This window comes from Longicatena sp. (assembly GCF_982403165.1).
Genome location: NZ_CEVYEL010000028.1, coordinates 13,796 through 36,117, shown reverse-complemented (window position 1 = coordinate 36,117; position 22,322 = coordinate 13,796). Strand labels below are relative to the sequence as shown.

At 37.8% G+C, this 22,322-nt stretch carries 18 protein-coding genes and 2 tRNA genes; 11 read left to right on the top strand and 9 right to left on the bottom strand.

Annotated features, from left to right (window positions below):
- Together AC1VS3_RS07675 and AC1VS3_RS07670 are read left to right on the top strand one after the other, a co-directional pair.
- A partial coding sequence (locus AC1VS3_RS07675) for a helix-turn-helix transcriptional regulator (protein WP_481275570.1) occupies positions 1-421 on the top strand: 421 nt, incomplete at its 5' end.
- Positions 422-530: 109 nt separating this feature from the next.
- Positions 531-998 (top strand): VOC family protein, encoded by a 468-nt coding sequence (locus AC1VS3_RS07670; protein WP_020990896.1) that lies wholly within the window; start codon positions 531-533, stop codon positions 996-998.
- Positions 999-1,119: 121 nt separating this feature from the next.
- Here the strand turns inward: AC1VS3_RS07670 and AC1VS3_RS07665 are convergent, their stop codons facing one another.
- The 3 genes from AC1VS3_RS07665 to AC1VS3_RS07655 all read right to left on the bottom strand — a co-directional run bounded on the left by AC1VS3_RS07665 (position 1,120) and on the right by AC1VS3_RS07655 (position 4,346).
- Positions 1,120-2,868 (bottom strand): GNAT family N-acetyltransferase, encoded by a 1,749-nt coding sequence (locus AC1VS3_RS07665; RefSeq protein WP_270757382.1) that lies wholly within the window; start codon positions 2,866-2,868, stop codon positions 1,120-1,122.
- A gap of 81 nt (positions 2,869-2,949) precedes the next feature.
- Positions 2,950-3,843: a LysR family transcriptional regulator gene (locus AC1VS3_RS07660; RefSeq protein WP_008690654.1), complete on the bottom strand. Its 894-nt coding sequence runs from the start codon at positions 3,841-3,843 to the stop codon at positions 2,950-2,952.
- A gap of 137 nt (positions 3,844-3,980) precedes the next feature.
- Positions 3,981-4,346: a VOC family protein gene (locus AC1VS3_RS07655; RefSeq protein ID WP_008690656.1), complete on the bottom strand. Its 366-nt coding sequence runs from the start codon at positions 4,344-4,346 to the stop codon at positions 3,981-3,983.
- A gap of 155 nt (positions 4,347-4,501) precedes the next feature.
- Here AC1VS3_RS07655 and AC1VS3_RS07650 point away from each other — a divergent pair, with 155 nt between their 5' ends.
- From AC1VS3_RS07650 to AC1VS3_RS07635, 4 genes are all read left to right on the top strand, one after another.
- Positions 4,502-6,727, top strand: coding sequence for a bifunctional diguanylate cyclase/phosphodiesterase (locus tag AC1VS3_RS07650; RefSeq protein WP_120136665.1), 2,226 nt, complete (start codon positions 4,502-4,504; stop codon positions 6,725-6,727).
- A 209-nt stretch (positions 6,728-6,936) separates the two neighbouring features.
- Positions 6,937-7,641 carry an ABC transporter ATP-binding protein gene (locus AC1VS3_RS07645; protein ID WP_008690660.1) on the top strand — a complete coding sequence of 235 codons (705 nt, stop codon included), beginning with the start codon at positions 6,937-6,939 and terminating at the stop codon, positions 7,639-7,641.
- Positions 7,641-10,889, top strand: a complete 3,249-nt coding sequence (locus tag AC1VS3_RS07640) for an FtsX-like permease family protein (protein ID WP_119983494.1) — start codon at positions 7,641-7,643, stop codon at positions 10,887-10,889. Before AC1VS3_RS07645 ends, AC1VS3_RS07640 begins: the two co-directional genes overlap by 1 nt.
- A 324-nt stretch (positions 10,890-11,213) precedes the next feature.
- Positions 11,214-11,290: transfer RNA gene (locus AC1VS3_RS07635), tRNA-Arg, on the top strand.
- A 92-nt stretch (positions 11,291-11,382) separates the two neighbouring features.
- Here AC1VS3_RS07635 and AC1VS3_RS07630 read toward each other — a convergent pair.
- The 3 genes from AC1VS3_RS07630 to AC1VS3_RS07620 form a co-directional block, all read right to left on the bottom strand.
- Complete coding sequence (locus tag AC1VS3_RS07630; protein WP_119983493.1) at positions 11,383-12,387, bottom strand: GGDEF domain-containing protein; 1,005 nt, start codon at positions 12,385-12,387, stop codon at positions 11,383-11,385.
- 51 nt (positions 12,388-12,438) lie between these two features.
- A complete protein-coding gene (locus AC1VS3_RS07625; protein WP_119983492.1) occupies positions 12,439-13,941 on the bottom strand; it encodes a carboxypeptidase M32 in 1,503 nt (500 codons plus the stop codon).
- A gap of 152 nt (positions 13,942-14,093) precedes the next feature.
- Positions 14,094-15,494 (bottom strand): GntR family transcriptional regulator, encoded by a 1,401-nt coding sequence (locus AC1VS3_RS07620; protein WP_119983491.1) that lies wholly within the window; start codon positions 15,492-15,494, stop codon positions 14,094-14,096.
- A 455-nt stretch (positions 15,495-15,949) separates the two neighbouring features.
- Here AC1VS3_RS07620 and AC1VS3_RS07615 point away from each other — a divergent pair, with 455 nt between their 5' ends.
- Complete coding sequence (locus AC1VS3_RS07615) at positions 15,950-16,693, top strand: alpha/beta hydrolase-fold protein (RefSeq protein ID WP_008979787.1); 744 nt, start codon at positions 15,950-15,952, stop codon at positions 16,691-16,693.
- 213 nt (positions 16,694-16,906) lie between these two features.
- On the opposite strand, the gene AC1VS3_RS07610 is transcribed toward AC1VS3_RS07615, so the two are convergent.
- Positions 16,907-16,981, bottom strand: a tRNA-Arg gene (locus AC1VS3_RS07610).
- 152 nt (positions 16,982-17,133) lie between these two features.
- Positions 17,134-17,982, bottom strand: coding sequence for a MurR/RpiR family transcriptional regulator (locus AC1VS3_RS07605; protein WP_119983269.1), 849 nt, complete (start codon positions 17,980-17,982; stop codon positions 17,134-17,136).
- Positions 17,983-18,228: 246 nt separating this feature from the next.
- Here AC1VS3_RS07605 and AC1VS3_RS07600 point away from each other — a divergent pair, with 246 nt between their 5' ends.
- From AC1VS3_RS07600 to AC1VS3_RS07585, 4 genes are read left to right on the top strand one after another with little or no spacing between them, the layout of a single operon-like run.
- Positions 18,229-19,542, top strand: a complete 1,314-nt coding sequence (locus AC1VS3_RS07600; protein WP_119983270.1) for a PTS sugar transporter subunit IIC — start codon at positions 18,229-18,231, stop codon at positions 19,540-19,542.
- The gene (locus tag AC1VS3_RS07595) at positions 19,543-19,839 is read left to right on the top strand and encodes a PTS sugar transporter subunit IIB (RefSeq protein WP_008690671.1); all 297 of its coding nucleotides are present in this window, start codon (positions 19,543-19,545) and stop codon (positions 19,837-19,839) included.
- Position 19,840: 1 nt separating this feature from the next.
- Positions 19,841-20,164, top strand: a complete 324-nt coding sequence (locus tag AC1VS3_RS07590; RefSeq protein ID WP_008979784.1) for a PTS sugar transporter subunit IIA — start codon at positions 19,841-19,843, stop codon at positions 20,162-20,164.
- 4 nt (positions 20,165-20,168) lie between these two features.
- Complete coding sequence (locus tag AC1VS3_RS07585; protein ID WP_119983271.1) at positions 20,169-21,338, top strand: trans-sulfuration enzyme family protein; 1,170 nt, start codon at positions 20,169-20,171, stop codon at positions 21,336-21,338.
- Between the two features lie 69 nt (positions 21,339-21,407).
- Here AC1VS3_RS07585 and AC1VS3_RS07580 read toward each other — a convergent pair whose 3' ends face one another.
- Positions 21,408-22,028: a DUF4230 domain-containing protein gene (locus AC1VS3_RS07580; protein WP_008979782.1), complete on the bottom strand. Its 621-nt coding sequence runs from the start codon at positions 22,026-22,028 to the stop codon at positions 21,408-21,410.
- Positions 22,029-22,322 lie beyond the last annotated feature (294 nt).

Genomic DNA, 22,322 nt, shown 5'->3' with positions numbered 1-22,322 from the left:
GCAGATGATTGAGGCTTATATGCAAAGTACGACCTTGGAAATGTTTTTAGCTAAGATTGATAGCATATTGTTAAGTGGTGAACGTAAGGACAGCCATATAGTGACGATGTTGCGAAAACAGATGCACCCACAAGTGTCTTTAAAGGAAGTTGGAAATGCGATTGGGTACAGTGAACGGCATGTACAGCGTATTTTTCTGGAACAGATTGGCTGCAGCATGAAACACTATCAAAGAGTACAGCGCATGAATCTGGCAATCCATCTCTTACAAAATGCGCATTCGCTGATTCAGGTGGCACAGCTGTGTGGATATTATGACCAGTCGCATTTTATTCATGATTTTATTCGAGTGTGTGGCTGTACACCGAAAGCTTATGTGGAGAAGATGACAAGTTATTATCAAGAACCTTATAAATTTTAAACCTGTCGCCTTGACAGGGGGCAGATGAAAGGGCACAAGCTGTCCTTTTTTTACAATTCTATGTCTTGTGAATCGTTTATACTGATTACAAGAGAGAGGAGTGTTACAAATGGTAAAATTTGAAGGAGGACTAATCTGTGTGAAAGATATTCAGCGATCACGCAGATTGTATGAGGAATTATTGGGACAGACAATGCTAGAGGACTTTGGTGAAAATATTGTGTATTTAGGCTTTGCATTACAAGAGAAGACATGCTGGGCATCGTTTTTAGATGTTGCACCTGTTGATATCAAAGCGGGTCGTTATGATCATGAGTTATACTTTGAAACTGAGGATTTAGATGGTTTTATAGAAAAGATGAAAGCATATGATGTAAAGATTTATCAGCCAATACAAGTAAGTAGTTGGGGTCAGCGAATGATTCGTTTTTTTGATTATGATGATCATATGATTGAAGTAGGAGAATCGATGGATTATCTGATTTTAAACTATATCAAGCAAGGACACAGTGTAGAAGAAACACATGAAAAATATCAATTTTCTATCGACTATATCAACAACCTATTAAAAAGGTAAATATCCTAAAAAGGCCCGCTGTTTACAGCGGGCATAGTTATTTATATGGAAAATCTGATGCTTATTGAGAATGCGACATCTATACATTTGTTTAGGTTTGATCGTATCGCATAGGATATTATCAGATGGTTTCATTTATATATAGATGCTCTAGCGGTAAGGATGGCTTGTGCAACTGCTTTACCATCATGACAGTCATTAATTTTCCTTTGCCAATCACATCTTCTTCAACAGAGGTACGCAGATAAACTTTATTTGTTGTCTGGGCTAAATGAGATAGCATATTGGTAAACACTTTCGGTGTTGTATATGCACATTCTATAACTTCGACATCCTGCTCATGCTCTTCGATTAACAGATAACCGCATGGTTGTTGATCTTCTTCATAGACATACAATGTCTGTTGCCACAAGTCAGCATAAGGAAGAAATTGTTGAATAAAGTAATCCTTATCACGAATGCGATAGCCCTCTTTGTCTTTTGTGTATGTCTGATAGATGTCCACAAGCGCCGATATTGTAAACTGTGTAGTCAGTTTACCTTTTTCTTCATCTTGTAAATATGCCTGCTTATCCAATTTCCAACGTTTACACATATAAGTTTCCACAAAGCCGCTTGATTTGTAAATTTCCCATTCATATGCCTGTAACAAAATGAAGTTTGCCGATGCATAGGGCTCTTTTTGTAAGACACTATGCAGCAATTGTTTCATATAGCCACAGCCTTCATATGCTTTTTGCGTAGCGACACCGACAACGAAATAGACACGTTCTTTTTTTCCGTGTAAGGAAATATCCATCGGACGTAACTGCAACATAGAGATCAGTTCCTGTTGACTTGTTAACAGCCAAGTATCTTCTTCATGATAAAAATGCGTAAAATAATATTGGCTAGATGCTTTTGTTTCATCTGCAAAGCTTGTTTCCCATAACTGCATAACGGCATCTTTCCAATGGGCATCTGCTTGATGAATCTTTAAGGCTTGATGACAACTGCCAAACTTTTGAATCTTATATATGGGCTGCATGTCACTCTTGGCTTTACGCAGCTCCGGAAGTCCCATATCATCTTCTCTGTTTAGGTAACGGATGGTATCCGGAAGGGTTTCTAAATAGCATTTCAAAATAGCAATATATAAACCACGATATGCGCGATTTGCTTTTTCCACATGAATTTGTACCATATCTTCAGCCAATCTTGAGGTTATCGAAAAGGCTTCTAATTGATTATCTATGTAAATACATCCACCTTCTACAGGTAATTGTTCCCAATATTGAAACAAGAGCTCAATACCGATGATTTCAGCGTCGATTGTTTCATACTCTTCTTCCTTTTTGGTTGCTTTCCAACGCTTTAAAAAAGCCATAACATGAGGAATATCTTCGCGTGTTAAAGGTTTATAATAATACCTTCCTTCATAAAGCTTTTCAAAAGCATGAAAGTGATTACGGCGTTTCTGCATTTTCTTACCGGATAAAGTTTGTTGCTGCATGCGATCATATACATAATCGCGTGCATTATAACAATCCCAAATTAAAAACGCTTGGGGATATTCCTTTATGAGCCAATCTTTAAACTCTTTAGTCATAGAATGGACCTCAAAGGCGATATGCAATTGCTCACTGCGCTTTGCAAGCATTTCTAAGGCTTCTTTACGGTAAGGCAAGGCACAATATGGCATAAGCCATACAGGCTCATGATGCGGCATTTTCGTATATACCAAAGCAAAGTGTTCATATGTTTCAAAATAGGCCTCATAGCGATTAGACCACATCAGCAATGTCATAGCGTTTGAGTTATATTCATGGTAATCAGCTAGCGCGATATAGGGTTGTAATTCTTTCCAATTTTCAATCGTTAGTTTTTTCATAAAACCTCTCTTATTATTACTATGGTATATTATAGCGCGGTTATCATAAAAAACAAGAAATTTGCTTATAGCAGCGACTTGCTACTTTGTGTATAAGCATTCACCTTTTTGGAATTCTTCCAATAAACGACGATAATCATCCGCAAACTGACTATGTTTACGCCATAAAAATGTAATGTCATGATGCAAAGGCATGCCTTTTAAAGGAAGGATGACCAGACTGCCTTCGGCAATCTCTCTTTTAGCGGTGTTTTCATAAAGAAACGTAATGCCACAGCCTTTCACAGCAAGTTCTTTAATCAGATGAACACTGCCAATTTCCGTATAGGCAGTGAAATCATGTATGGCAATATTCTGTTCTGCTAAATAGCGTTCTAGGATTGCTCTGGAGCCGCTGCCTTCCTCACGTAATAATAATGGACAAGTTAGAAGATCTTCCAGTGTCGTAAGGCTTTGCCAATGGGGAAAGGATGGGGCACAGACCGCAAGAAACGGCTCTTTGCGATAGCAGATGGCATCATATGCATCTTTTGCATAATATCCTTCCACAAAAGCGACATCCAGTTTTCCTTGATCAATACTTTTTAATAAAGTTTTGGTGTTATCAATCGTTAAGGTAATGCTGCGGTTTGGATGTTGTTTTAAATAACTGGCAAAGGCATCTTGCAATAACCCTTCGGCAACACTTAAGGTAGCTCCAATGGCTAAAGGAGCCTCTGTTGGTTGTTTCATTTTTATCATTAATCGTGTTTCATCATGCTGTTGTGTTTGCATGGCATTTAAAAGTAATTTTCCGGCATTTGTTAAATTTAATTTCTTTCCTGTAAACGTAAATAAGGCACATCCATAATGTTGTTCCAAATAATGAATATGCTGCGACACAGCCGGCTGCGTAATGTGCAAACGCTCTGCGGCCTTTGTATAATTCATTTCTTCACATACGGTAAGAAATGTCTGCATACGAAAATCAAGCATCCTAACACCTCCTGTTCATAATTGCTATATCTTTATTATAACATTCTTTACATATACCTAAAAGAAGGGCTAAGCTTATCTTTTAAGAAAGATATAAAAGTAAGCAAAAAAACCACCCTAGTGGTTTTTAAATAGTTTTAGGCTGGAACAATTTCCAACCAATAGCCATCCGGATCTTCGATAAAATAAATGCCCATCGCTTTATTTTCATAACATATACATCCCATATCGGCATGTTTTGCATATGCCTGTTGGAAGTGATCACAAGAAAAAGCAATGTGACTTTCATTTTCTCCTAAATCATAAGGTTGTGGATGTTCTTTTAACCATGTTAATTCCAATTGGAATTGGTGAGTATCATCTTCCAGATAAGTTAATTGAAAAGAATCATCTTCTGCTTTTTTAATCGCTGCCACATGCAGTCCTAAGGCTTCTTCATAAAAAGCAACACTTTTTTCAATATTTGTGATATTGATATTACAATGGATTAATTTAAAATTCATAAGCTAGCTCCTTTTTCTTTATTATACGACATAGCTGTGTTCGGAAACAAGTTTTTATCTGATAACGAGAATATGAAACCTAAGAAAAACCGACTTTCCTCTATTTATTTTTTATGATTTGCGTTACAATGAAAGAGGTATCAGGAGGTTGGGACATGCAAAACGAAAAGAGTAAATCTTTGCATTTTACAGAAGAAATGGATCGTTTAAGCACTTTGTTGAATCGGCATGCCGGGGAAGTGTGTTTAGAAAAAGAATTGAAAAAAGCAATCCTGCGCAACCAGCTTTTATGTGTTGCCCTGATCGATATTAATGATATAACCGATATAAATACGAAATATGGTCATGATGCAGGTGATGCTGTTATCCAACAGGTTGCACAATGTTTAAAACAAGATCTGCAGCAAGAAGAATATGCTGCACGATTTAGTGGAGACGAATTTCTTTGTATATATCCTGCAAAACAGCGCCAAGAGATTCATGATCGTTTACAGAAGATAATGGAATATCTTGCCCGTAAAACCGATAAGGATGCATTTCACATCAGTTTTTGTTATGGCCTTACCCTTGTAGAACCGACACAAAAGATCACGGCTAAACAAGTAATCATGGAATGTGATGATGCGATGTATCAATGGAAACGCCGTTATCACTTAGATAAGGCACGTTATTCTATCTTACATCATTTTCTTGAAGATGAAGATGCCAGACAATTTTCTTATGATACAAAATGTCTGTTGCATGCTTTAGTAGCCAGTACCGATGATTATATTTATGTATGTAATATGGCAGAAGATCCCTCTACTTTTTTATATTCGCAAGCAATGGTAAAAGAGTTTGGGCTTCCTCAGCAGGTGATTCATGATGCGGCTTTGGAATGGGGCAAGCACATTCATGAAGCGGATCAACAAGCCTTTTTGGAAGCCAATCTGGCCATTGCAGACAATCGCAGTGATTGTCATAATGTGGAATACCGTGCTAAGAATTGCCGTGGGGAGTGGGTATGGCTCAGATGTCGGGGACATGTGGAGCGGGATATGGATGGAAATCCAATCTTATTTGCCGGTATGATAACCGACCTTAGTAAAAAGAATAAGATCGATCATTTAACAGGTCTGTTTAATAAATATGAATTTGAAGATACGATTGAGCAAATGCTGACAAAAAAGAATACTCGTCCATTCAGTGTGATGCTGTTGGATCTAGATAATTTTTCTAATATCAACAAGTTTCACAATCATCGTTTCGGCGATGAAGTATTAGCAAAAACAGCTCAGCAGATTCAATCCATCTTGCCGCAAGGGGCAAAGATGTATCGTCATGATGGTGATGAATTCCATGTGATTTTCGCTCAAGCTGCTTCCAAAAAACAGATGGAAGAAGTATTTGCGGATATTCAGCATATTTACCGTACCCAGCAGGAATTAAATGATCGTAAATATCATATTACGATTTCGGCTGCTGCATTAAATTGTCCAGATGATGCCGCAGATGTCATGAATATCTCAAAGAATTTACGTTACGCATTGGATCACAGTAAACGCAATGGACGGAATCGTTTAACATTTTATGAAAAAGGCATGCGGCTGCATGAAATGCGCGAGCTTGATCTGATAGAACAATTGCGTTACAGTATTGAACACGATTTTATCGGTTTTGCATTGCACTTTCAACCACAGGTCGATGCAAACACCAAGCAAATCGTTGGAGCTGAGGCTTTAGCCAGATGGAAGAGCGATATTTATGGCAATGTGCCACCATTAATTTTTATTCCCTTGTTAGAAAAAAGCGGCTTGATCAATGAAGCAGGCAAATGGATCTTTCAAAAAGCAGTGCAGTACTGTAAAGAAATGACGACGATACTCCCTACTTTCTGTGTAAGTATCAATTTATCTTATATACAATTAAGTGATTTGCAATTTCTTGCTTTCATGCAACAGGTACTAAAAGAAGAAATGATCGATCCTTCGCATATCATTGTGGAGATGACCGAAAGCTATATGGTAAAAAATGATGATATGCAGCAAACATTATTTCATAAGATCCGCGCTTTAGGCATTCGCATTGCCATGGACGATTTTGGAACAGGCTTTTCTTCTCTTGGGGTATTAAAAAAAGCACCGGCCGATATTGTTAAGATTGATAAAGTGTTTATGAAAGATGTACTCACCAGCAATTTTGATGCGACGTTTATTCGCTTTATTGTTACCCTATGTCATGATGTGAATATAAAAGTACTGTTGGAAGGGGTAGAAACAAAAGAAGAATATGAAAAGGTAAAAACGATGGGACTTGATTACATTCAAGGGTATTATTTTGGAAAGCCCCAACCTTTTCAACAATTTAAGAAAAATTGTGAAAACAATACATCAGATGTTTAAAACGGTATGCTCATACCGTTTTTCCTCTTTTAGTATTCCTTATTCTATGAGGAATGGAAGGGAAAAGTGTGTGTAGGATAAGATTGCTTTGGTAAGCTTTTTTAAAACAGAAGAGAAAAAGCGCAAAAACTATTGAAAACATGGAAAAGCCCTGCTTTTCAACGAAAATTCTAGTATAATAGAACATGATAGAAGATGGAGGCGGCTTTATGAGCGCATATATTGAATTTCAAAATGTAAAAAAAATATATCAGATGGGTGAAGTTCAGATTGAAGCATTAAGCGGTGTGGATTTTTCCATAGAGAAAGGTGAATTTGTCGTCATAGCCGGGGCGAGCGGTGCCGGAAAAAGTACGATTTTAAACATCCTTGGTGGTATGGATAGTGTAAGCAGCGGAACGATTTATGTGGATGGCAAAGAAATCAGCGCCTATAATGCAAAACAGCTGACCACCTATCGCCGTTATGATATTGGTTTTGTATTTCAGTTTTACAATCTGGTACAAAATCTGACGGTAAAAGAAAACGTGGAATTGGCAACACAAATTTGCAAAGAACCCTTAGATATTGATGAAACGATTGAGGCGGTAGGCTTAAAAGAACGCAGTCAAAACTTCCCGGCGCAATTGTCCGGAGGAGAACAGCAGCGAGTAGCCATTGCCCGTGCTATTGCTAAAAATCCTAAACTTTTGTTATGCGATGAGCCTACGGGAGCTTTGGATTATAATACTGGGAAACAGATATTAAAACTTTTGCAGGACACCTGCCGCCAACGTGGGGTCAGTGTCATTGTTATCACCCATAACTTGGCATTAACTGCCATGGGGGATAAAGTTATCAAGGTGCGCAACGGAAAAATTGAAAGTGTGACGATCAATGAACATCCGCTGCCGGTAGAAAGGATCGAGTATTAATGACGAAAAAAGCGCTTTTAAAAGATACCTTTCGTGAAATGCGAAAATCGCTGGGACGCTTTATTTCCATTTTTATGATTGTGGGAATCGGAGTGGCGTTTTTTGCTGGAGTAAAAGCAAGTGTACCTGATATGAAGGGGAGCGCAGATAAGTATTTTGATGACTATAATCTGATGGATATAAAAGTTATGTCAACAATTGGCATGAGCAAAGAAGATGTGCAGGCATTGACCAAAGTAAACGGAGTAAATGGTGTTTATGGCAGCTATAGTATGGATGTGGTAAATATGCGCCATAATCAGATGCGTGTATTTAAGCTTATGTCGATGCCCCTTGACAGTGCTGCGAACAATAAAAACTATATCAATCAAGCCAGAGTCATCGAAGGACGCTTACCTAAGAAAAATGATGAATGCGTAATTGAAAAGGATGCTATTCGTCAATCCGGTATGAATATCGGTGATAAAATTACCTTTGCAAGCGGAACAGAGGATGCCTTACGTGATCGTTTAAAACGAACAACCTATACAATTGTCGGCAAGGTAAATACACCATATTATTTATCTTATGAAAAGGGCAGTTCGTCAATTGGCAGTGGAGAAATTAATAATTATGCGTTCATTCCGGAAGAAAATTTCAAAGGCGAATATTTCACGGAAATCTATTTAACACTAGATAATGTAAAACAGCTGAATTCCTATGATGATGCATATTTTGATATTGTGAAACCGGTAAAAAAAGAGGTTACGTCACTTGTGGAAACAAAGGTAGCTGATCGTTTTCAAGATATACGCGACAAAGCATTGCGTAAGATTGCGGATGGACGTAAGGAATATCGAAAGCAAAAACAAAAATATGATAATGAAATAGCCAAAGCGCAACAAAAATTGGCGGATGCGCAAACATCATTACAGGATGGACAGCAGGAATTAAATCATAAGAAACAGACAACGGCCATCACCTTTCAGGAAAAAGAAGCAGAGCTTAACACAAATGCAAATAAGCTGAAGCAAGCGCGTCAGGAGTATGAAAAGGGCAAAGCCGAATTCGCAAAACAAAAAAAGACGGTACAGCAACAGCTTGCCTTATTGGATAAAAATATCGCACAGTTGCAAGCACAGCTGCAACAATTAAAACAACAAAAGGCCGCCTTGGATGCTCAGCTTGCTGCTCCTGATCTTAGTGAAGATGAAAAACAGATCTTGTCTGTAAAACAGCAGGAAATCATTGCCGGAATGCAAAAACTACAGATGACGTTGCAGCCATTACAAACGCAAAAGCAAAGCGCTCAGACACAGCTTGCGCAAGGTGAAAAAAAACTGACGCAGAGCAAACAGCAGATAGCTTTGGGGGAACAGCAATTAAAACAAGGTAAGATACAGTTAGCAGAAGCTAAAAAAACAGCTGAACGTGAATTTGCTTCTGCGCAACAGACAATCAATCATGGAAAAAAAGAGTTGGCAAATGGGCAGCGGGAGTTAAATGTACAGAAAAAAGATGGTGCTGATAAATTAAAGAAAGCAAAAGAAAAACTTGACCAAAGTGAACAGGATATCAACGATTTAAAGGAACCTAAAACCTATGTATTAGATCGCCATTCACATTACTCTTATATGGACTATGGCAGTGCTGCAGATCGTATGGGCGCCATATCAAAGGTATTCCCACTTTTCTTCTTTTTGGTAGCAGCACTTGTTTGCTTAACGACGATGACGCGCATGGTAGATGAACAGCGTCAGGAAATCGGTACTTTAAAAGCACTTGGTTATACCAAAGCACATATTGCGATGAAGTATATTATTTATGCGTCGATTGCCAGTGTATGCGGCGGTATTTTTGGTGCGGTGATTGGCATGATTATTTTCCCTACCGTGATCTACAATGCTTGGGGTATTATGTATAATATGCCATCAGTGCAATTGCAGGCACAGATTCCATTAGCAGCCACAGCGATCCTGTTAGCATCCTTGATTACGGTAGCAGCTGCCATTATGGCTTGTTACAAAGAGCTGATCGAAGTTCCTTCCCAATTGATGCGTCCAAAGGCTCCGAAAAACGGTAAGAAGATTCTTATGGAACGTATTCCATTCATATGGAAACATTTTAACTTTATTCATAAAGTAACAGCTCGTAATATCTTCCGTTATAAAAAACGTTTCTTTATGACCGTAATCGGAATCAGTGGCTGTACGGCTTTACTGTTGGCCGGTTTTGGCATTCAGGACTCGATCGGGGAAATAGCCGTAAAGCAATATCAGGAAATCTATGCTTTTGATATGAGTATGGAATTTGATAGTGATATAACAGCGTCTCAGAAAGAAAAGTTATTAAAAAAGGTCCAAAGTCAAGATGCTGTTAAAGAGGCATCGTCGATGGCTGTCTACCATGGCTTTTATGCGGATAGTGGTGAGGATAAGGGCATTGATCTTTATGTACCATCGGATGTCCAACAGTTCCGTGATTATATCATGCTGCGGACACGAAAAAGCCATGAACTGCTTACCTTACATGATGATGGGGCGATTATTACGGAAAAGCTTGCCAAGATGAAGCATTTATCAATAGGCGATACGTTTGCTGTTGATAATGGAGATGGTGTAAAACGTAAAGTTAAAATCAGTGGGATCTGCGAAAACTATGTAGGTCATGCTTTGTATATGACACCATCCTATTATAAAAAGATTTATCATCGTTCAGCGAGTGATACGACAGTGTTTGCGAAATTAAAGACAACAACTAGTGAAGTGGAAAATGCTTTAGGTAATACTTTAATGAAAGAAGATAACGTCAGTTCACTCACTTTCTATTCCGGTATTGCTTCAAGCTTTGAAGATACCATTTCTTCCTTATCTTTTGTTGTTGTGGTATTGATTATCTCCGCCGGACTGCTTGCCTTTGTTGTCCTATATAACCTGACGAATGTTAATATCTCTGAACGTCTGCGAGAGATTGCAACCATTAAGGTCTTAGGTTTTTATGATAATGAAGTATCCGCTTATGTTTATCGTGAAAATATCGTATTGACCTTTATCGGTTCCATCGCGGGAATCTTTGTCGGTATAGGTCTGCATGCACTGATCATGAGCCTGGCAGAACTTGAGAATGTCATGTTTGGCCGCAATATCTATTTGGTATCCTTTGGCTATGCCGTGGCAATCACGATGTTGTTTGCTATCATGGTTAATTTAGTAATGTATCGAAAGCTGAAAAAAATACCAATGGTCGAATCTTTGAAATCAATTGAGTAAGCAATCACAATTTAAAAAAGGAAGTATGAATGTCATTGCACAATCTTATCCAAAACACGATAGTGAAGAGGATGCATGATTTTTGTACTTCCTTATTGTATGTTTTCACAGAAGGCGATGATCTTAAGTTATACTCTGGAAATACACATGCTCGAAAGGATGTTCTTTCCATAAGTGTTGTGTGTATGCAAACATGGTTTATGAAAGCATAATTTCAATCGTTTTATGTGGAGTTTACTTTTTAATATACGTATTATGGAGGAAAAGCTTTAAATTGCTTATGGCACAGCATGCATTGTTGTGCTATAATAGGAAAGCTGATATGTGCCCGTAGCTCAATTGGATAGAGTATCAGATTCCGATTCTGACGGTTGCAGGTTCGAGACCTGTCGGGTGCGCCAATAAAATGAAAAAAGTCCTGATGGACTTTTTTTGATATATCGGCAAAGCTTGAATAAACCTTATCGTTGCTATATAGGATGATATGCAAATATCAATGCTTTGTGTCATAAAAACAGATGGTGTTATCGCTATGTTTCTTAGCTTCATACATGGCTTTATCCGCATGTTGCCATACCTTATCAAAGTTTGTACCATGTATCGGATAATAGGCAACACCAACGCTTAACGTAATTGTCTGTGCAATATCAAGTGCTTTTTGTGCTTGTTTCCAATAGGTAAAAAAGCTATTAATCTTATCTTCTACACAAGTGATATCACCTTCACAATTTGTTCCATAGACAACAAACTCATCTCCGCCAATTCGTCCGCATAGCCCTTGGAAGAACACGGTTTTCATGCAATAAGCCAGCGTTTTCAACACCTTATCACCGAAAGGATGTCCATAGCTGTCATTAAACCATTTAAAATGATCAACATCAATCATCAGCATGATGCCATAAGCATGTTTCGCCATAGTCTGTTCAATCTGTTTTTCACAATATTGGCGATTCCAGATATCCGTCAAATAATCATATTGTGAGTAATAAAGAACCTGCTGATTTCGCTCTTCTAATTCTTTCGTCTTTTGCGCAATGCGCTCTTTCAACATCCGATTGCTTTGATCGACAATGTGTTTAGGAAAAAATTCATTATCCATCTGATTATGATCACCAACGGATTGATGGACATGCAAAACTTTCCATTGCTCATTCTTATAATGAAGCAACATGGTAAAGCGTGTTGTGACCTCATAAATAATGCGATTTTTTCCATTTTCTTTTGTATGCAGTTCCCCTATGATATTGAAGGTATGCGCATCACACGCATATCCTTGATACCATTCGCGAGTGATGAGAAAGGAACCATCCCATTGTTCTTCTTCCTGATACAGCTTCTGAAAACACTCCGCACTGGTATGACAGATTTCATGCGCCCCTGTACCAATCAGCGTCATTTCCTGATCAACAAAGGTGGCTAATGTTTTATAGTCTCGCTGTTCTAAATAAAGATGCCATATTGTACGGCAGATGTTTTTTGCCTCTTCTATTGTTTTCATGATGTCGACTCCATTTACTTCAAAGATTCTCAAGCGTGTTTTTACGCTTTTTTATACATGCGATAGACCATAAACTTTCATAAACTTATTTTTCAAATAGTCTATATAATATTCTGGATTGAAAGGTTCTCCACTTGCTTTGAGCAGAATTTCATCAGCTGTTAAGCTTGCTCCATAACGATGCACGTGTTCTTTTAGCCAATCACTGATAATCTTGAAATCACCTTTGCGTAAGGCGTCTTCAACATCGATATCCTGTTGCATGGCGTGATAGAATTGGGCGGCATATGCACTACCCAATGCATAGGTCGCAATATATCCCAAATCCGCAGCACCCCAATGCATATCCTGCAAAATGCCATCTTTATCATGCGTTGGACGAATACCGAGATACTCTTCATATTTATCATTCCACATGGTATCTAAATGTTCATAATCAACCTTGCCATCAAAGATTTCTTTTTCAAGCTCATAGCGAATAAGGATATGAATCGGATAGGTAAGTTCATCTGCTTCCGTACGGATCAAGGAAGGTTTTGAAGCATTGATCATGGTCATGAATTGATCCAGTGATACCTGTTGCAATTGCTTAGGGAAATGGGCTTGCAGCTTTGGATAGTTGTATTCCCAAAAGGCTTTGTTACGTCCGATATGGTTTTCCATTAAGCGTGATTGTGATTCATGCATAGCAAATCCGATATCATTTTTAAAGGCTGTATCGGTAAATGTTTCATCAACCTGCAGACTGTATAAGGCATGACCATATTCATGAATGGTTGAAAAAATAGCCGATAGGACATTGTCTTTATAATAATGAGTTGTAATACGTGCTTCGTTTGCGGAAAAGAAATCCGTAAAAGGATGCTCGGTCGTTCCCATGTAGCATTTCGTCGGATCTACTTGCATATACGCATTTAATTCTTGCATGAAAGCTACCTGTTCACAAAGATCAAAATCTTGATATAAAAGACTGTCATCAATCTTGCGTCCTTCTTTTTGAATGCGCTGAATGAGTGGTAAAAGTTCTGTTTTGATGCGGGCAAAGAAGGCATCATATTTTTCACGATTCATACCTGACTGATAACGATCTAATAAATAATCATAATCGCTGCAATCTTTTTCAACATAGCTTATGACTTCTTTCTGTGCTTTGATGACTTGGATCAGATGCTGCTTAAAGTGTTTATAGTCATCACGTTCTTTTGCTATCTGCCATGCTTCTTCACTGTCCGCAACAGTCTTTTTGAAGCGGATATACACATCTTTTGGCAAGTTGCGATTGATATCCAACTCTTTGAAATACAAGGCCAATTCTTTCTTTAATTTTTCATCCTTGGTAATCTTCATTAAGGTTTCTAATTTCTTTAGATGCTCAGGATTCATCTGATAGGCAAAAGCTTCCCCTGCCAGAATTGACATCATCTCATTGCGATAGGGGATACCAGCACTTGGCGCGATGGTGGCCATATCAAAATACATGGTAGAAAAAGCCAATGTATAGGAAGCGTTGATACGCTTATATTCTGAAAAAAATGTTCTTAGTTCTTTTTCCATTTCTTGATACCTCATATACTGGAATAGCATCGCTTATTCACAATATACCTTTCCTTTCTCAGTTATTCCTATTGTATCATATTCATAACACTTTATTCTTCAAAGAATGTGGTTTTCTGATAGGATTTTATCCTATTTTTTTTAAAAGTGTCTTATTTTATAAGATGAGCATGCAGCCAAGTAGTTGTAGCTGTAGTTTGTGCATGAAAAAGGGCATATGCACTCTGCGCTGCTGTTGTATAATCTTGCTTTTCTATTGCTTGCATAAAGGAGCATGCATATTGTGTAATCGTCTTATCGTGCTGCTGCATTTGTAATACATGGGAAAGCTGCTTTCCCCATAATTGTATCTGATATAGGGTGCGTATACATTCTTTTACTACAACGAGTTCACTTACCTTTAAAAGCTGCTGCAAAATAGCATACCCCATCAGATATTCCTCTTGCTTCTCTACAAGCTGCTTCAGATGGGTAAAATCAAAAGTTGCATGCATTGGCAATTGCGTGATCACAGCAGGAACGATCAGTTCCAGAAAACTAAGACTTTGCTGATATTGTTTTAACATCTTTTGAACTGAGGAGCGCTCATAGGCAATATCACAGTCATTACAGGCTGTATATACATACCGGCCTTTTCCTTTCTTGGTCTTGATAATACCCATACCATCCAAAAGATCTAAGGCACGTCGAATGGTGCTGTTTGAAACTTGTAAAGATTGCACAAGCTCATGATGGGATGGCAGATAAGTACCTTCGACATACTCTGCATCATCCAGTTTTACCAAAAGGGCAGTCGCAATGGAATAGCATTGCTGCGAATGGCGATGTTGCAATGACCATTGAAATGGTATCGTTGCGCTTTTTTGTTGTTGTATAGGATGCGCATCAAGGTATGCTTGGAAATAATGGATATAGCGTGCAGGCATATTGATATAGGTATCTTTCCAAGGACTGTTTGGATAATGGGTTAATTTATCCTTTAAAATTAGGATACTGGTCTTTTCTGCAAATAGAAAATCTAAATCGTTAATCATATCGTGATGCAGCAGATAAGGAAAACGCAAAAAATGAATGAGCTGCAAAAAGAAACTGATAATCAGCTCATTGTGTAGTTTGGCAAGATAAATAAGACAAATATGGGTAATGTTTTCTAAGTGATATTGCTGATCATCATCCAATATGGCTAAAATCTTTTGTCGATCCTTCTTCGTTAAAGCTTTGGCAGCTTCCTGCATGATATTGGAAAAAAGCAAGGAAGTACTTTGCAATAGATCTTCATAAAGATAACGACAATTGTGAAAATATGCTAATGTGTAAGAAGTGTCCTCCTTTTTATGATAACAGGATATTGTCTGTTTGCGCTCATCCATACGAATAAACCCTTCGCATGCTAAGCGTTTATATATTTTCCGCACCGTTTCTTTTGCTACATGGAAACGCATGGCAATCTCATGAATGGAAGGAAATGGCGTACCATATGGATATCGATTGAATGACAAACAGGTATGCAAATATTCATAAATTAATTCAGATATTCCATTATCTTTATACATACTTCACCCAATTTCATGCTATTGTCTTTGCTAAAGACGAGTTACATGAATCCTTTCCTTCATTATTTTAGCAGTTTTATGAAAGGATGTACATGAACAGGGATAAAATCGATGATTGTAAGGCTGAAATCCTATAGACATTTATAATAAGGAGAATAACATACGAGTGATGGCATATGAAAAAAGCGTTTCTTTTTATGACAAGCTCTTAAAACATAGTGAATAAAACAGGAAAGGATGGTATGGTCACCTTTCATACCAAACTTTTTTAAATAAACGGTATCCTGAGCATTAGGAAGCATTCGTAAATAGCGTTCGATAAGATGTTTATGTGTAAATCAACACCAAAGGCTAACATCTCTAGGTAAAATGCGATGATATCGTTTACATATGGATTTGTAAAGGTGTATAATATAACTGACCTAGATATGAGCATAGTTAGAGGAGGGATGGTTATGAAGACAGCTGAAGCAACGATGTGTGTATTGCATAGTAACATGCTTCATGCCGATGTGACAGTTAAGACAATTGGCAGCAATGGCGTACCTTGTCTTGTTTTCATGCCTCTGCATGAAGGAGTCAACGAATTCCTTCATTATGCTCTGTCGAGTGAACTGTTGGAGCAGCTTGAACGTGGCAGGATCCGGTTTTATATCTGCGCTACTTGTGATGATGTTTGGGATGATAATGAAGTAAGCAATCATGAGAAAATGCAGTTATATGAAAGCTGGATGCAGTTTCTTCAACAGGAGCTCGTTCCTTATATCAGATCTGTTACCTTCATGGAACAGATCATGGTATGCGGCATAGATATCGGTGCGATGCATGCCATGAATCTTTATCTTCGAATTCCTGAATATATCCGTAAAGTGCTTTGTCTAAGCGGTATTTATAAGATATCGCATTATATTCCATATTACTATGATGAACTTATTTTGAAAAACACACCGGAAGTCATCCTACGCAATTTGCATGGGGAAAAAGTAAAAGCATATCAAAATACCAATATGGTATTATGTAGTGGGCGTTATCCGATGGCGCCGGAAGCAGAAGGCAATTTGCGGGAGCTTGAAGAGGTTTTACGCTTAAAGGATATACCAGTGATTGTGGAGTATTGGGATTATGATGCAGGAACAGGATGGAAATGGTGGACACGTCAATTAGATTACTTCATCCCTCTTTTAATTGGCAGTACATGAATCTTCCATAAAATCGTCTGCGGTACGTGCACAGATGATTGGAGAAAAGACACTTTGGCGGTGTCTTTTCTTTTGCTAGTAAAAGCAAAGCAATGGCTTTTTATCAAAAAGCTATTTATCATGGACAATGTTATGTGGAAAAATAAAAAAGGCATTTGTACCGGATGGACAAAGCCTCTTTTTGCCTGTTTTAGTTAACAGTTATTGATTTACTGGCGCCCTCTACAAGAATCGAACTTGTAATTCCACTTTAGGAGAGTGGCGTGATATCCATTCCACCAAGAGGGCTTTTTTAAAAACAAAACATACTTTCGTGCTAAATCGCAGTTAATATTATAGCATATTCTTTTGCATTTTAAACCTTATCTGATGGATTTTTAAGCAATTATGTGAGAAAGATTTGTTTCATCACCTTTTCCATATAATTAAAAAGATAGCTGTTACAAGTGTAGATATTTTTGACGAGAGTGATATAAATGCTCTTTGTTTTTTTCATAATTTGATTTATAAATACAAGAATAGATGACATTTAAAACATATTCGATTGCAAGCTGTGAGGAAAAGGAATAGGTCGCTATTTGAATATCTTCCTCATTTGGCAGCATGATCAATGTATCACACAATTGGGCTAAAGGGCTTGCTGCATTCGAGGTAATGGCAATGGTTTTCACACAACCTTGTTTTAAGATACGTGCTTCATTGATAACTTCAGCCGTTCTGCCACTATAAGAAATCAACAAAGCCACATCTTCACTGGTAGCATGGGTGCATAAATAAGCTTGATCGGGTTGAAGATATGAAATTTTAACAAACATGTTGATCTTCAGCATTTTATTTTGGAAATCGATGATGCGGACAAAACTGTCACTGACTCCAATAGCTAAAATATTACGTGCTTTCAAAAGTTGCTGCACCACTTGATGCAAAATATCCATATCTAAAGTAGCTTGTGTTGAGGCGATGGTATCTTTTGTCAGCAAAGCGATTTTTTGAGCAATGCTGGCAGCAGAATCGCCTTCTGAAAAGGGAGAATTGACATCTACATGAGTATCTCTGTTCATATATGATAACAGATCTTTCGAATATCGAATCTTAAACTCCCGAAAGCCTTTAAAGCCTAGTTTTTTGCATAAGCGGATGATGGTAGTGGTAGAAGTAAAGGTATTTGCTGCAAGCTGCTGTATCGGCATATCCAAAATGGATTCCCCATTCTCTACAATATAGTCTGCTACATCTTTTTCAACACTGGAGAAACTATCTTTTTTTCTTAATTCCTCATATAAATTCATAGGGACCTCCGCTTTTCTTCATAATATGTATATGTATCGTGATCGTTTTCATATTATACCATGAATGTTGGTATAATAGCAGAATGTATTGTAGGTTGCGTAACAAAATTACGCAATTAAAACGAATCCTATAAGAAAAAAAGTAACAAATTTACAGAAACTGTCAACCCTATTTACAATTTGTTATATCCATTGTATAAATTAGGCAGTTGGAAGCGCTTAACAACTCATATGGAGGTAAATTATATGATTTTGAAATGGGTAGAAGGATGGCTGACCCCTAAAGTAGCTGTCATTACAAATACACGATATTTCCAAGCTTTTCGAAGTGCTTTCTTTGCACTGATGCCGTTAACAATCATTGGTACGGTATTCATGTTGATTACTGACTTTCCAATTCCAGGTTATGCGGAATTCATGAATGGTATCTTTGGAGAAAACTGGGCAGATTTTATTTCTCCAGCATATCGTGCAACCTTTAATTTAATGGGGTTATTATTAGCTGGTACCTTATCTTACAAATTATCTGAAAGTTATGAACTTGATAAACTAACGGTCACCGTGTTAGGGCTGGTATCTTATGTTGTCGTATCACCGAAAACATTAACCTTAGAATCCGGTGAAGTTGCGACAAGAATCTTGCAATTTGACTGGTTAGGTACAAAAGGTATTCTGACTGCTATTATCACATCGTTTATCACGGTGGAAATCTTCCGTTTCTGTATTAAAAAGAATGCGACCATCAAAATGCCGGATAGTGTACCAACCATGGTAATCAATGCGTTTACTGCATTAATTCCAGGCGTATTGATTGTTTCTGTCATGCTGATCATCAATGGTGTTTGTATGGTTATTTCCGGATCCTTACCGGAAGCTATCTTCAGCTTGATTCAGCTGCCATTGCAGGTCATCATCTCACAGCCATGGGCCATGGTAATCGTAGCCTTGTTAAATGGTTTATTATGGTGGGCAGGTATTCATCCTACTGTTATCAACTCTTTGATTTATCCATTATTGTATGCCAATGCTGCAAGCAATCAAGTATTGGCAGATGCCGGAAATCTGACAAGTGCAACCGGAAGTTATGGTACGGTACAAATGTTGGATCAATTCTTAACAATTGGCGGTGCCGGTATGATGATCGGTTTAACAATTTCTATGTTAATTGCCGCACGCAGTAAACGTATGAAGGCGGTAAGTAAAGTGGCCTTTGTACCATCCTTATTCAATATTTCTGAACCGGTTACTTTTGCCACGCCAACCGTATTTAGTCCCCTTATGCTGATTCCGATGATTCTTACACCGGTCTTATCTTGTCTGATTGTCTATCTAGCTATGAATATCGGATTTATGCCATTATTTACTAATGTGCAGGCACCATGGGCAACACCATTCTTATTCAGTGGTTTCTTAGTTTGCGGATGGCAAGGTGCAGTTGTACAGATCGTTATCGTTGCATTGACTGTATTGATTTACATGCCATTTACCAAAGCGTTAGATCATCAGTTTATCAAAGAAGAAGCAGAAAAAGAAGAAGCAGAGAAAAAGGAGTTGGCATAAATGAAAAAAATCGTCTTATTATGTTCTCAGGGAGCATCTACAAGCATCTTAGTAAAAGCTATGGAAAAGGCGGCTGCGCAGATGGAGTATGCATGTGATATTCATGCTTATTCAATCAATGAATTAAATCAAGTAAAAGATAGTGCAGATATCATCCTGTTAGGACCGCAGATTCGTTTCCAGGAAGCAAAGGTTAAACAAGAGGCGAGCTGTAAGGTCATGACCATCGATATGGCAATGTATGGCATGATGGATGGCAAAGGTGTGCTGGAAGTTGTGAAAAAGGAGATTGGCTAATATGGAAGGAATTGAAGCCGTCTGTTTTCAAATCATCAGTTTTGCCGGAAGTGCGAAAAGTTGTTATATGGAAGCCATAGGAGCTGCAGAGCAAGATGATTACGATAAAGCCAAAGCCTTGATGGCAGAAGGGGATTCTTGTTTTCATGAGGGACATCGTATTCATGCGCAGCTCATTACCAAAGAAGCCAATCAGGAAAAAATCGATATTCGCTTGCTTTTGATTCATGCAGAAGATCAGATGATGGCAGCAGAAACCGTGCAGATCTTAGCTGAAAAATTTATTCATCTGCATGAACGCATGTATCGTATCGAAGGGGCGTAAGAGTATGGAATATATAGAAAATATATGTAATGAAGTAGAAAAGCGTCAGCGTCAATATCATGCAATGGCTCCGGAAATTGTGATGACTTCTTCTTTCTTCTTTGAAGACTTTGAAGATTTTGCCTATGGCTGCAGCAATGAATTTGATTCTTATGTATATACCAGAGGCACAAATCCAACGGTAGGATTGTTGGAAGAAAAACTGGCAGTCTTGGAACATGGGGAACGCTGTAAAGTATTCGCATCAGGAATGGGTGCCATTTCAGCTGCCATTATCACATTGCTCAAAGCCCAAGATCATGTGTTGCTTGTTAATACGGTGTATGGGGCAACCGTGTCATTGGTACGCTATTTTGAAAAGTATGGCGTAAGTTGTGAGGTTGTGAATACAACGGATGTAGATGAGATTATAAAGCGTGTACAAGAACATACCCGCATGATTTACTTTGAAAGTCCATCCAGTCAAAAATTTGAAATGATTGATTTACAGAAATTAGCTGCTTTTGCAAAAACTAAAGAAATCGTCACCGTAATTGATAATACATGGGCATCACCGCTTTATCAGCATCCCTTAGATCATGGCATTGATGTGGTGATTCATTCATGTTCAAAATATGTTGGCGGACATTCCGATATTGTCTGTGGGGCGATTATCAGCCGGAAAGAAATCATTTCGCAAATTGAAGAAAAAGGATATTTATATCTGGGGGCAACATGCAGTCCAATGAATGCTTTCTTAGCCCTGCGTGGTTTGCGTACATTGCCTGTACGTATGCGCAATGTGCATGAAACGATACAAAAGGTAATTGATGCTTTACGCGAGGATAAGCGCATTGAGAAAATTCATCATCCATATTGCGGAGATGCGAAACAAAAAGCGTTGGCGGATAAATATTTAACCGGATATGGAAGTTTATTTGCAATCGATTTAGCAGATGATGATTTAGAAAAATTAAAGACATTCGTAAATGCGTTGCAGGTATTTACATTAGGTGTAAGCTGGGGTGGTTTTGAAAGTTTGGCATTGCCGGTATATAAAGGGAAAAATCAAGAGGATATAGTAAAACGTGGCTTAAAATTAACACACGTTCGCATGTATGCCGGATTAGAACATCCCGATACGTTGATACAAGATATTAAACAAGCTTTAGATGTTGCATATGGTACAGTGTAATAGAAAAAAGGAGTCAATAAGATGTGTCATCTTGTTCGGCTCCTTTTTAGCAATATAGGAAAACGCGTTTTATTTTTTAAAGGTAACTTCAATGGTATAATCATCTTTAATTTCCGGAATCATTTGTAAGAACTTACGAATTGTGGATTGGGCCTTGGTGGCAGCCTCGCTCAATAAGCCATTTTCAATAGCTTCATCTTCAACACGCTCTTTTTGTTTAGTAGCAAAGGTTTTATAATCGTTGATACTGATAGGATTGAAAATATTTTTAGTTTCATCATAGACTTCGATACTTTTTTCATCTAAAACATTATTGAGAATGCGAACTTCGGGAAGTGTTACAAGAATTTTCTTGCCTTTCACATTTACTTCCATAGCGCTCATATCAACACCGGCCTGTATTCTACCTGCGTACGTTAATAAAAAGCTTTTCTTAGTAAGTGGAATGCTCCAGCCATTCAGTTTTAACGAATTCTCGAATTTTCCTACTTTCGTATAATTATAATCTAAAACAGCTAGTTCATTGACCTCTTGCAGTTGCTGGGCAAGCGCGGTTGATGATATTTCAGGTTCACTGTTACGGTCGGCAAATTTCATTCCCGCAAAGAAGATCAATGCGATGATGAGCATTAAAAAAAGAATACTCGTGATGGTTTTTTTCGTATTGCGAATACTTTCCCCTAATTTCATAGTTGTCCTCCTCATCAAATTTGTAAGCAAATTATACCATAATCCTTGTAATTACTTATGAAGTATTTCTTACAATTCACAAGTTGTCAAAATCTTTTTCTTTCATACAATTGATTTCATATTATATCCAAAAAGAAAACATTTTTAGCTAAATGAGGTGATTTCGCACAAGATTAAAAAAAATTAATGGGTAAGATTAAAAACGTGAAAAGAGATATTAAAAAAGTTATCGATATTTTTTCAAAATATGACGAATATATGATAAAATATTACGAGATGGAAAAAGGATTCAGA

Excerpts from the sequence above, each read along its gene's own strand:
- AC1VS3_RS07625 (WP_119983492.1), bottom strand. The coding sequence starts at position 13,941 with ATGGAAAAAGAACTAAGAACATTTTTTTCAGAATATAAGCGTATCAAC.
- AC1VS3_RS07650 (WP_120136665.1), top strand. The coding sequence starts at position 4,502 with ATGCAAAACGAAAAGAGTAAATCTTTGCATTTTACAGAAGAAATGGAT.
- AC1VS3_RS07665 (WP_270757382.1), bottom strand. The coding sequence starts at position 2,868 with ATGAAAAAACTAACGATTGAAAATTGGAAAGAATTACAACCCTATATC.
- AC1VS3_RS07655 (WP_008690656.1), bottom strand. The coding sequence starts at position 4,346 with ATGAATTTTAAATTAATCCATTGTAATATCAATATCACAAATATTGAA.
- AC1VS3_RS07590 (WP_008979784.1), top strand. The coding sequence starts at position 19,841 with ATGGAAGGAATTGAAGCCGTCTGTTTTCAAATCATCAGTTTTGCCGGA.
- AC1VS3_RS07595 (WP_008690671.1), top strand. The coding sequence starts at position 19,543 with ATGAAAAAAATCGTCTTATTATGTTCTCAGGGAGCATCTACAAGCATC.
- AC1VS3_RS07660 (WP_008690654.1), bottom strand. The coding sequence starts at position 3,843 with ATGCTTGATTTTCGTATGCAGACATTTCTTACCGTATGTGAAGAAATG.
- AC1VS3_RS07615 (WP_008979787.1), top strand. The coding sequence starts at position 15,950 with ATGAAGACAGCTGAAGCAACGATGTGTGTATTGCATAGTAACATGCTT.
- AC1VS3_RS07630 (WP_119983493.1), bottom strand. The coding sequence starts at position 12,387 with ATGAAAACAATAGAAGAGGCAAAAAACATCTGCCGTACAATATGGCAT.
- AC1VS3_RS07620 (WP_119983491.1), bottom strand. The coding sequence starts at position 15,494 with ATGTATAAAGATAATGGAATATCTGAATTAATTTATGAATATTTGCAT.
- AC1VS3_RS07580 (WP_008979782.1), bottom strand. The coding sequence starts at position 22,028 with ATGAAATTAGGGGAAAGTATTCGCAATACGAAAAAAACCATCACGAGT.
- AC1VS3_RS07585 (WP_119983271.1), top strand. The coding sequence starts at position 20,169 with ATGGAATATATAGAAAATATATGTAATGAAGTAGAAAAGCGTCAGCGT.
- AC1VS3_RS07670 (WP_020990896.1), top strand. The coding sequence starts at position 531 with ATGGTAAAATTTGAAGGAGGACTAATCTGTGTGAAAGATATTCAGCGA.
- AC1VS3_RS07645 (WP_008690660.1), top strand. The coding sequence starts at position 6,937 with ATGAGCGCATATATTGAATTTCAAAATGTAAAAAAAATATATCAGATG.
- AC1VS3_RS07600 (WP_119983270.1), top strand. The coding sequence starts at position 18,229 with ATGATTTTGAAATGGGTAGAAGGATGGCTGACCCCTAAAGTAGCTGTC.
- AC1VS3_RS07605 (WP_119983269.1), bottom strand. The coding sequence starts at position 17,982 with ATGAATTTATATGAGGAATTAAGAAAAAAAGATAGTTTCTCCAGTGTT.
- AC1VS3_RS07640 (WP_119983494.1), top strand. The coding sequence starts at position 7,641 with ATGACGAAAAAAGCGCTTTTAAAAGATACCTTTCGTGAAATGCGAAAA.